The organism is Sutterella parvirubra YIT 11816 (assembly GCF_000250875.1).
Classification (GTDB): Bacteria; Pseudomonadota; Gammaproteobacteria; order Burkholderiales; family Burkholderiaceae_F; genus Sutterella; species Sutterella parvirubra.
The window spans coordinates 3,885-12,300 of sequence record NZ_JH604859.1; the positions used below are offsets into that span (position 1 = coordinate 3,885).

Genomic DNA, 8,416 nt, shown 5'->3' on the forward strand with positions numbered 1-8,416 from the left:
TGCGGGCCGATCTTCGAGATCCCGGAGACGCCCAACGCCACCATGTCGCATTCGGCCTTGGTGGAGTAGCCCTGGAAGTTGCGCTGCAGCGTCCCTTCGACCTGCGCGCGGGAGAGTTCGTCGTCCGCTTTGGCGAAGTGGTCCATGCCGATGTAGCGGTAGCCGTTCGCGGTCAGGCGCGTGATCGCGTCGAACATGATGTTCACCTTCTCGACCGTGCCGGGAAGGTCCGCGGGGAGGATGCGGCGCTGCGCCTTGAAGTGGTTCGGGAGGTGCGCGTAGTGGTAGAGCGCGATGCGGTCGGGCGAGATTTCAAGAACCTGGTCGATCGTCTTCGCGAAGGTTTCGCGCGTCTGCTTCGGGAGCCCGTAGATGAGGTCCATGTTGACCGACTCGAAGCCGCAGGCGCGCGCGGCGTCGATCGTCGCCTTCGTCTGCTCGAAGGGCTGGATGCGGTTCACGGCCTTCTGGACGTCGGGGTTGAAGTCCTGAACGCCGCAGGACATGCGGTTCAAGCCCAGCTGACGGAGCTTTTCCACCTTTTCGGGCGGGGTCGAACGGGGGTCGACTTCGATCGAGAATTCGCCCTTTTCGGCCAGGGGGAAACGCTTCGTCAACGTTTCCATCATGAGTTCGAGTTCGTCGTTCTCAAGGAACGTCGGGGTGCCGCCGCCGAAGTGGAGCTGCTCCAATTCCTGCGAGCCCGTGATGTGGGCCTTCACGAGGTCGGCTTCCATTCCGATCGCCTCGATGTACTCGCGGCTCTTCGAGTGGTCGCGCGTCACGATCTTGTTGCAGCCGCAGTAGTAGCAGACGTCGTTGCAGAAGGGGACGTGAACGTAAAGCGAGAGGGGCGCGGGGTCCTTCGCGTCCTTGCGGCCCGCGAGCGCGCGCTCATAGTCTTCGACGCCGAACTGGGCGTGGAAGCGGTCGGCGGTCGGATAAGAGGTGTAGCGCGGCGCGGGTACGTCGAACTTGCGGAGCAGGTCCATGTCGGGCAGCTCGACGCCGCTGGTTTCCGGGGTCGTCATCGTGTGTCCCTCTCTTTGGTATGACTTAAGTTAAGGTTCCTGATATTATTGAGCGGAAGAATGGCGTTTCTTGACGGTTGTCAATGCAGCGTCCTTCCAAGCGGAAGCGGTTTTGAGGCCGCGCGCCGCACACGCATTCCCGTCTCGGCGGGGAAATTGCGGTTGATTTTAGGCATCCGAGATTATTTGTAGATTAGCAATCACAGGCCATGCCGCCTCCGCCGGCCGACCACCCGACGGGACCCATGACCGACCGATGGGAGAAAGCCCCGATGTTGAATTTGTCCTCGCTGAGGGTCGCCTGCTCGAACTGCAACCTGCGGGAGTCGTGCCTGCCTACGGGACTTTCCCTGAAGGAAGTCGAGCGCGTGGAGGATTTGGTGAGCACCAGGAAGCGCGTGAAGCGCGGCGAGGCGCTCTTCCGCGTGGGCGACAGCTTTGAGGCGGTGTATGCGGTGCGCCTGGGCTTTTTAAAGAGCATCGTGCTCTCCTCGGACGGCCGCGAGCAGGTGACGAACTTCTTCATGGCGGGCGACATGGTGGGCGTGGACGGCATCGCCTCGGGCGTGCACTCCTGCGACGTGATCGCCTTGGAAGACACCGAAGTCTGCATGATCCCGTGGGAAACGCTGGAAGACACCGCCACCTCGATGCACGCGATGGGCTCGCACTTCATGAAGCTCCTCTCGCGCGAAATCGTGCGCCAGCACGGCGTGATGCTGCTTCTGGGGTCGATGCACGCCGAAGAACGCCTGGCGGCGTTCCTCCTTTCGCTCTCGCAGCGCTACGAGCAGCGCGGGTATTCGCGCGCGGAATTCGTGCTCCGCATGACGCGCGCCGAAATCGGGTCGTACCTGGGGCTGAAGCTGGAGACGGTCTCGCGCGTGCTTTCGCGCTTCTCGCACGACGGCCTGATCGACGTGAACCAGAAGCACGTGCGGATCTTCAACGCCGAAGGGCTTCGCGCCATCGTCTCCGGGGTGCCGCCCGAGAACGCGGACGACACGCCGCCCGCGAGGAAGATTCCGGTGAAGAAGGCTTGAAGCGTGGAAAGCGCTGAAGCCTGAACAGTTGAATGGAAGAACGCCCCGAACCTGAGTGGTTGCGGGGCGTTTTGCTTGTCCGGCGTCTTTGCCCGGTGTCGGGCGGTTCACTTCATCTTTGAGAGAAGCGCCCCTGCGATCCGCGTCGCCAACCGTCGGGGCGCCAACTGCGTCAGCACCGCACCGAAGCGGTTGAGGCCGCCGCAGACGACGAGCCGCTCGCCCGCGCGCATGGCGCGAAGGGCTTCCTTCGCGACGCCCCCGGCGTCCATCGCCTGACGGTCGAACGGGGAGTCTTCCCGGAGTCCCGCCGCGACGCCGAAGCCCGTCCTCACGGGCCCGGGCGCGCAGGTCGTGAGCGTGACGCGGCCTCGGGCCGAGGCGTCGAGTTCCGCGGCGATCGCCTCGGAGTAGGAAAGCACGAAAGCCTTCGTCGCGGCGTAGTGCGCGAAGTAGGGAATGCTCTGGAAGGCCGCCGTGCTCGCGATGTTGAGGATGCGGGCGGGCGCCGAAGGCGTGCCCGTCTCCGTGAACCTCCGCGCCGCACGGTGCGTGAGCCGCATGAGGGCTTCGGCGTTCAGCCGCAGCATCCTCACGAGCACGTCCTCGTCGATCGAGGCGTCGGGCCCGAAGGCGCCGAACCCGGCGTTGTTGACGAGGATGTCGAAGCGGAAGTCCCGGCTTTCGGCCAGGGCGACGGTCGAGGCCCAGAGGTGCTCCACCGCACGGGCCTCCGACAAGTCCGCCGCGACCGGGTGGACCTCGATGCCGCAGGCGCGCCAGCGTTCCGCGCACGCCTCGAGATCCCGGGCGCTCCAGGCGTTGATGACGAGGTTGACGCCGGCGTGGGCGAGATTTTCGGCGACGGCGCGGCCGATGCCGCTCGTCGCCCCCGTGACGAGGGCGAGCGAACGGATTCTGGGGCTCGCCGCAGTACTCACAGGCACGGACGGACGATGTCGAGACGGTCGGTGCAGACGGCGTCCACACCCATGCGCCAGAGTTCCTGGAGGCGCACCGGGCTGTTGACCGTGTAGCAGAAGACCCAGAAGCCTTCGGCGTGGGCGCGCTCGACGAGTTCAGGGGTCGTGCGGCGTTGGTTCATGTGGACCGACACGCATTGGAGGCGCTTCGCCGTTTCGACCCAGTCCTCAGGGACTTCGTCGAAGAGGAACCCGCGGGGGAGTTCGGGCGCGGTCTCCAGCGCGGCTTCGAGCGCCGCCACCTTGAAGGAGCTCATGAGGGGCACCGCGGGGACGATCCCTTCGCGGGTGCCGCCCGCGGGCGAGATGAGGTCCGCGTAGAGTTCGCGCGTCATCTTCGCGACGACGCGGCCCGTTTCGGCCTCATGCCCCTTGGCGGGCTTGATTTCGATGTTGAGCCAGCAGCGGTTGGCGCGGCACCAGCGGACGGTCTGCTCAAAGCCGGCGGGCGGAATGCCGCAGTATTCGGGCGAGAACCAGCTCCCCGCGTCCAACGTGCGCACCTCAAGGCTCGTCAATTCAGGGACGGACCCCTGACGGTCGCGGATCGTGCGCCCGAAGACTTCGTCGTGCATGAGGATGGGCACGCCGTCCTTGGCGAGCATCGCGTCGGTTTCCATCGCCGCGAACCCATGGCGGAGGCCCGTGCGGAAGGCTTCGAGCGTGTTTTCAGGGGCGAGCGTGCCGCCGCCGCGGTGCGCGCTGATGCGCGCGTAAGGCCAAACGGGGTGCTGATGCATGGTGTGTCGAGGTCCTGAGTTGTTGGTTGACGAGGTGGATTCTCGTGCGGAGGCGGGCCCATGGCAAGACGCGCCGAGCAGAGGAGTCGACGGCGGTCAAAGGTTGGCGCGGGAGGCGGAGGAGGGGAAAAGGGTGCGGGAGGTGGAGGGAAAGCGCCCGGAAGGCCGACGGAAGGCGCTCTGCGGGGAGTTTGCGGGGACTTTGAGGGGGCTCGGAGGCGGTCACGTCCGGCGTTCGCAATGGGTGCGCGGGAGCGGGACGGAAACCGGAGAAGTACCGGAGAGGGGCCCAATGTCGGAAACGGGTGGCCGGGCGGAAAAGAAAAAAACCTCGCGGATGTTTTCCCAGCATCCGCGAGGCGAACCCTCAATTTTCTTTCAACCTGTATCAGGAGAAGATAAAGCGATGACGTGTTTCCCTCACGTCGTCGCGGGTTTAACTATACCGAAAGCGGGGCCGTACGGCGTGAACGATTTGCGAAACCTGTAAGGGATTGTTGAGAAGTCTCGGATTCGCTTCCCGTTCGGGTAGAGAGAAGGAGACAGCTCTCTTTTGTTGGGATTCCTTGCGGCAGAGGACTCGGACAGAAAAAAAGGGGCCCGCGTCCGCCTTCGGACCGGGCCCGTTTCCGGCGTTGGACCGTCTCTTGCGCCGTCGCGGAAAAACGTCTCGGCGTGAAGAGACGGCCGCAGGTTTTATTCCGCGGCGCTCCGCGCGCGGAGAACTTCGAGCGTCTCGGCGCTCATTTCAAGGATGTCGCTCGCGGTGACGTTCGCGAGGCACCCGTCGACCGACTGCCCGTGAATCCAGACGGCGGCGAGCGCGGACTCGACGGCGTCGAACTTCTGTGCGAGGAAGGCGCCAATCATGCCGGCCAGGACGTCGCCGGAGCCGGCCGTGGCGAGCATGGCGTTCCCGGTGGGGTTCACCCAGGCGCGGCCGCTGCGGAGCGCCGTCACCGTGCCGGTGCCCTTCAAGACGACGATCGCGCCCGACTGGACGGCAAGCTCCCGGGCGGCGGCGACGCGGTCGACCGTGACGCCTTCGACGGGGCGGCGCAGAAGCCGCGCGGCTTCGCCTTCGTGCGGCGTGATCACCGTGGCGGCGCGGCGCGCGAGAAGGAGGTCCTGAAGCGGCATGTTCGCGGCGATGAGGTTGAGCGCGTCGGCGTCGATGACGAGGGGCTTTTCAGACTTTAGGGCCGCCTCCACGCGGGCGCGGGCGCGCTCGGTTTGGCCGAGCCCCGGGCCGATCACCGTCGCGGTGAAGTCGCCGTCGACGGGGTGCGCGCCGGTGGCGAACATGAGTTCGGGCGAGATCGGGTCGACCGCCGGGACGTTCTCGGCGAAGGCTTCAAGGGTGACGCTCCCGGCGCCGAGGCGCAGGGCCGCGCGCGAGGCGAGGAACGCGGCACCCAGGCGCCCGGTGTCGCCGCCCGTGACGAGAAGCTTCCCGAAGGTGCCCTTGTGCGAAAAGCGCGCGCGCTCCTGACGGACGTAGCGGAATTCGTCGAGGCCGGTGACGGAGAGGGACGACAGCGGCACGCTCACGTCGAGCTCGCGCAGGATCACCTCACCCGCGGCGTCGGGGCCTTCGTTCAGATAGAGACCCGCCTTGACGGCGAGAAACGCCATCGTCGCGTCGGCGCGGCAGCCCGGGATCGTGCCGATCCAGTTGCCGGTCGCGGGGTTGAGGCCGGTCGGGACGTCGAGCGAGAGCTTCTTCGCGCGGCGTTCGTTGAACCAAAGGACGGCGTCGAGGTAGGCGCCCGAGACGGGCTTCTCTTGACCGGTGCCGAAGAGACCGTCGACCACGACCGCGGCGGGTTCGGTCATGTAGGGGTCTTCCGAAATCGTGCCGCCCGCGGCGCGCCACTCCTCCACCATGCGGCGGCAGAGGTCGCTCTTCGCGGGGCCGGGCATCACGAGCTCGACCGCGACGCCTTCGCGGCGAAGTGCGAGCGCCGCGCAGACGGCGTCGCCCCCGTTGTTGCCGGGGCCGGCGAGGACCGTCACGCGCTCGCCCTCATTGATTTCTCCGCGGATCCACGCCGCGGCGGCCTCACCCGCACGGCGCATGAGCACGTCGTCGCCCAAAAGGTTCGACATGCGGTGTTCGAGAAGCTTGAGTTCGTCGTCGTTGAGGATCGTGAGGCTCGTGAGGCTCATGGGTCGGGTCCTGGGGAAAGTAATTTCGGAACGCAACATTGTAGACCCCGGGTCGGGCGGCCGTCCCGCTCCGGCCCACCCAGCCCGTCCATCCGTCCCGTCCATTCGCTCCGAAGGTCCGTATAGTGGGAGGCACCACGCAACAACGCACCCATCGAGGCCGACATGTACCGCAAATTCGTCGTGCCCGTTCCGAAAGAGAAGGGCATTTCCTTTCAAAAGACCAAGACCGGAACCGTCGTCCGGTACGTCGTCGACTGGGACAGAGACGCGAAGGGGCGGTCGGTGCCGCGATACCGCGTCATCGGCAAACTGGAGCCCGACGGCAAAGGCATGGTGCCCAACGACAACTACGGCTACCTTCTCTCCACCTTTGAGGAGATCCGTGAGTACCGTCGGCACCGGGACCCCAGGAGCTACGTCGCCGAAATGAAGCTGAGGCGCGGCCAAAAACTTGAGATCGGCCCCTTCCTCGTGCAGGAACGCGCGGTGAAGGAATTGAGGTTGGAGAAGCTTCTTCGCGAGCATTTCCCCGATGCGGCAACGCTCCTCCTCGACCTTGCATCGTTGATGGTTCTCTCCGAGGGCAGGGGCGGCGACTTTGAGCAATATGCGCGCGAACACCCGCTCTTTGCCGAAGACATGCGGATCCCCGACGAAGACGACATTCTGGAGACTCTGAAGAACGTCGAGGGAGAGGAAGTCAGCAGATTCATGGAGGCTTGGAATGACAGGCCGGCGCCCGGAAGGAACCGGGTCACGTCTTCTCGACGCAGGTGCGTGACGACGGTCCCTTCCCCAGCTGGAGCACCGTGACCGTGGGCTACGATGCGACGCTTCGGGTGCCGACCTTCATCACGGAGACGCACTTCCTTTGGAGCGAGGTCTTCGATGGTTCCTGGGTCTACACCGGAGAGGCTGGGGCTTTGGACTACAACCACTGCGTTCTCACCGGCGATCCGGAGGCGTTCACGTCAGAAGTGGCTGAGACCGTCCGGAAGGATGGTCACGACTTCGTGTGGATGCTGGTCGGTTGGAACCCTTTCTCCGTCAAAGTGAAGGAGGCTTGGGGCGACGCCCTCCTGAGGGACATTGCCGAAGCTTCCGTCTCCGGCGGCCTGCGCGGCATGACCATCCACGGGAGGCACAAGGTCTTCGAGGAGGATGAGTCGACCTCATTCGTCTACCTCTGCTGCGACGTGTCGGGCTTTCGTGAGGCCAAGGAGGATTGGGCGAGTGTGGAAAAGGAACTCGGGGCGTCCGTCGGGAAAGCGCTCCCGAAGAACCGTTCGGCGTACGATGGGTTCCATCTTGAGCTTGACGACGAAGGACGCCTTCTCTCCCCGCAGTGAGGACTTCCGGCGTGAGATCTTCAAGCGCAACAGCTTCGTCCTCGTGTCTTCGGCGGAGATGTCGGCCGAAGAGGCGATCAGGATCATCGCCGTCCGGCATCGTTCGCTCGCAGCCCTAGAGTGGGGCCGTTGGCTCGCGCCCCACAAAGTGCGCACGGCGAGACGGTTCGTCGAATTCCTCGGGCTCATCCTTTGGGAGCACCTTCCGACGATGTTCGGCTCCAAGTCGAAGCTCCATTGGACGGACGCCTTCGCGCGGCTCGACGTCATTGCGCTTCAGCGCGAGTCGACCGAGTCGCCGCGCTTCACGCTGTCAGTTGAGCGCCGGCCCTTCCTCAGGTGGTTGGAGCCCTTCGGGATCCCGTTCGAAGAGGCGGAAGCCTCGGTGGCGCGCCTGGAGGCCGCGCTTCTTGCCTCGCCGAGCTCCACGGAGCCGAGCCTTGATGCCGATGATTGGAACGACGAGGACGATGAGTGGGATGAGGAGGATGAGGAGGATGAGGATTGGGATGAGGAAGACGACGAATAGTCGTCGCGCTTGAGGCGGGCGCGTTTCGGCGTCCGTCCATTGGAGCGCATTCGCCGAAATCTCCGCATTCTCTCCATCTCCGAATTCGCCTCAATCCCCTCATTTGCCGTTCGTCATTTCGCGCATTCGATCGAAAGCCCGTTCTCATTCGGGCGGCCATTCTTTGCCGTTCACGTCCGATTGGGCGTCTCATTCTTCCCGCAGCGCCCCCGGATGTTCCTTCCGGAGACGCGTGGATGCCTTCAAAGCGTTTTCGACGGATCGATATGGATGCCGTGCAACAACCGCGCATCCGGTTATTTTCACCATTCGTTTCAGAATCGTGCACGGGCTGAAATCATGTCGGTCGGTCTATTGAGGCGCGAATCCGAAAAGACCGACGAATCGGTTTGGAGAATTGAAATGCCTGAAAATCAATGCGTTGCATGAGCTTGAAATCCGATCGCGAAACGCTTTTTTCGGAAGAGGCTGATCGCTGCGGACAAAAGAACGGATAGGAAGCGGAGCGTCGGATCCCAAATGATGGCGAAACGATTTCACCGTTTTTAGGCGCTTCCATGGAATTGGGC

At 64.4% G+C, this 8,416-nt stretch carries 9 protein-coding genes; 4 read left to right on the forward strand and 5 right to left on the reverse strand.

Annotation, left to right across the window (positions count from 1 at the left end; translation table 11 throughout):
* A partial coding sequence (gene hemN / locus HMPREF9440_RS00910) for an oxygen-independent coproporphyrinogen III oxidase (protein WP_008540591.1) occupies positions 1-1,031 on the reverse strand: 1,031 nt, incomplete at its 3' end.
* Positions 1,032-1,276: 245 nt separating this feature from the next.
* Between hemN and fnr the strand changes: the two genes are divergently transcribed.
* The gene (gene fnr, locus HMPREF9440_RS00915; protein WP_008540592.1) at positions 1,277-2,074 is read left to right on the forward strand and encodes a fumarate/nitrate reduction transcriptional regulator Fnr; all 798 of its coding nucleotides are present in this window, start codon (positions 1,277-1,279) and stop codon (positions 2,072-2,074) included.
* Positions 2,075-2,181: 107 nt separating this feature from the next.
* Here the strand turns inward: fnr and HMPREF9440_RS00920 are convergent, their stop codons facing one another.
* The 3 genes from HMPREF9440_RS00920 to HMPREF9440_RS00930 all read right to left on the reverse strand — a co-directional run bounded on the left by HMPREF9440_RS00920 (position 2,182) and on the right by HMPREF9440_RS00930 (position 5,966).
* A complete protein-coding gene (locus tag HMPREF9440_RS00920) occupies positions 2,182-3,021 on the reverse strand; it encodes an SDR family NAD(P)-dependent oxidoreductase (protein ID WP_157180679.1) in 840 nt (279 codons plus the stop codon).
* The gene (ugpQ, locus tag HMPREF9440_RS00925; protein ID WP_008540594.1) at positions 3,012-3,797 is read right to left on the reverse strand and encodes a glycerophosphodiester phosphodiesterase; all 786 of its coding nucleotides are present in this window, start codon (positions 3,795-3,797) and stop codon (positions 3,012-3,014) included. Before ugpQ ends, HMPREF9440_RS00920 begins: the two co-directional genes overlap by 10 nt.
* Before the next feature lie 696 nt (positions 3,798-4,493).
* On the reverse strand, positions 4,494-5,966 hold the full coding sequence (locus tag HMPREF9440_RS00930) for a bifunctional ADP-dependent NAD(P)H-hydrate dehydratase/NAD(P)H-hydrate epimerase (protein WP_008540596.1): 1,473 nt from the start codon (positions 5,964-5,966) through the stop codon (positions 4,494-4,496).
* Positions 5,967-6,131: 165 nt separating this feature from the next.
* Here HMPREF9440_RS00930 and HMPREF9440_RS00935 point away from each other — a divergent pair, with 165 nt between their 5' ends.
* The 3 genes from HMPREF9440_RS00935 to HMPREF9440_RS00945 are packed head-to-tail and all read left to right on the forward strand — an operon-like array spanning position 6,132 to position 7,847.
* Positions 6,132-6,782 (forward strand): hypothetical protein, encoded by a 651-nt coding sequence (locus tag HMPREF9440_RS00935; protein WP_008540599.1) that lies wholly within the window; start codon positions 6,132-6,134, stop codon positions 6,780-6,782.
* Complete coding sequence (locus tag HMPREF9440_RS00940; RefSeq protein ID WP_008540600.1) at positions 6,779-7,318, forward strand: hypothetical protein; 540 nt, start codon at positions 6,779-6,781, stop codon at positions 7,316-7,318. The genes HMPREF9440_RS00935 and HMPREF9440_RS00940 overlap by 4 nt, the downstream gene beginning before the upstream one ends.
* The gene (locus HMPREF9440_RS00945) at positions 7,266-7,847 is read left to right on the forward strand and encodes a hypothetical protein (RefSeq protein ID WP_157180680.1); all 582 of its coding nucleotides are present in this window, start codon (positions 7,266-7,268) and stop codon (positions 7,845-7,847) included. Before HMPREF9440_RS00940 ends, HMPREF9440_RS00945 begins: the two co-directional genes overlap by 53 nt.
* A gap of 337 nt (positions 7,848-8,184) precedes the next feature.
* Here HMPREF9440_RS00945 and HMPREF9440_RS11615 read toward each other — a convergent pair.
* A partial coding sequence (locus HMPREF9440_RS11615) for a hypothetical protein (RefSeq protein WP_216586049.1) occupies positions 8,185-8,416 on the reverse strand: 232 nt, incomplete at its 5' end.

What these genes read in the sequence shown, in the direction of transcription:
- HMPREF9440_RS00935 (WP_008540599.1), top strand. Translation starts at nt 6,132, where the DNA reads ATGTACCGCAAATTCGTCGTGCCCGTTCCGAAAGAGAAGGGCATTTCC.
- HMPREF9440_RS00930 (WP_008540596.1), bottom strand. Translation starts at nt 5,966, where the DNA reads ATGAGCCTCACGAGCCTCACGATCCTCAACGACGACGAACTCAAGCTT.
- HMPREF9440_RS00945 (WP_157180680.1), top strand. Translation starts at nt 7,266, where the DNA reads ATGGGTTCCATCTTGAGCTTGACGACGAAGGACGCCTTCTCTCCCCGC.
- fnr (WP_008540592.1), top strand. Translation starts at nt 1,277, where the DNA reads ATGACCGACCGATGGGAGAAAGCCCCGATGTTGAATTTGTCCTCGCTG.
- ugpQ (WP_008540594.1), bottom strand. Translation starts at nt 3,797, where the DNA reads ATGCATCAGCACCCCGTTTGGCCTTACGCGCGCATCAGCGCGCACCGC.